This is a genomic window from Nostocoides australiense Ben110, assembly GCF_001050535.1.
Taxonomy (GTDB): Bacteria; Actinomycetota; Actinomycetes; order Actinomycetales; family Dermatophilaceae; genus Nostocoides_A; species Nostocoides_A australiense.
The window spans coordinates 4,245,294-4,246,422 of sequence record NZ_HG764815.1; the positions used below are offsets into that span (position 1 = coordinate 4,245,294).

Annotated in this window: 1 pseudogene; it reads right to left on the bottom strand. The window is 75.7% G+C overall.

Features of this window, described 5'->3' with window-relative positions:
• Positions 1-1,129, bottom strand: a pseudogene (locus BN11_RS24525) (hypothetical protein); the annotation flags it as partial.

The window sequence follows — 1,129 nt, forward strand, 5'->3', positions numbered from 1 at the left end:
CCAGTCGGGCCGGTCGGCCTCGGGCTCCTCGCCGTAGACCTCGGCGCCCGTCGCCAGGTGCTCCTCGGCTGCGGCGTTGGCAGCATCGACTGCGCTGGCCCGCTCGCCTTCGAGGCTCAGGTCCGCCTGCAGGTCGCCGCCCTGCGCGTCGAACCCGGCGGATTCGCCGAGGCCGAAGCGGTGCGACGCCGAGGGCTCGGAGACGGAGGCATCGCCCGGGGCATCGGCGGCGGCGTCGGCGTCATCGCCCGACCACGCGGCGGCGATCTCCTCGGCCTCGGCCTCCTCCGGTGCGGGGATGACCGGCATCGGCGCCTCGGCGGACTCGGCCTGCATGCCGATGTCGCTGCTCGAGGTGCCGGCGTCGTCCGCCGCCCAGGCGTCGGCAATGTCCTCGGCATCCGTGGTGTCCTGCGCCGGGACGGGCGCGGCGTTCTGCGGTTCGGCCGCCTCGTCGTCGAGGCCGGCGGCGTCGACATAGGGACCGTCGGCGCCGTCGCCGGCCACGTCGAAGCCGGTGGCGTCCACCTCGGGCAACGAGCCGGCCTCGTCGAGGCCGGCGGCGTCGATCTCGGCGTGGGCCGCCGCGGTGGACTCGCTGTCCATGCCGGCGGCATCGACGTGACCGGCAGCCGATTCGGACGCGTCGACGTCAGGTGCGTCGAACGGCGCAGCTGCTCCGGCTGCGACCGCGGCATCCGCTGCGGCGCCATCGGGGGTCATGCCGGGAAGCGTGCCGTCCTCGGGCAGGTCGAAGTCGTCGGCGTCGGCGCTCAGGTCGGGCAGGTCCAGGCTCGGCATCTCGGTGTCCGCCGTCGCGGCGCGGGCCTCGGCCTCGGCAGCCGCGAGGCCGTCCACCTCGGCATCCCCCGCGAGACGGGAACCGGGGATGACCCCGTCCTCGCCCACCACGAAGTCCGGGTCCGTCTCGAGGTCCGGGTCCGCCACGAGCTCCGGCGCGCTGCCCGGCTCGGGGTCGGCATCGGCATCCGACGCCTCGACGTCAGCCTGCGCACTCGTCAGCGCCGCCTCCGAGCCGCGGTCGGGGTGGGTCTCTTCCCAGACATGGGGGGTGCGGCCGGCGGCCACGTCGGCCTCGGCCTCGGCGGCCTCGAAGTCGCCGACGAGC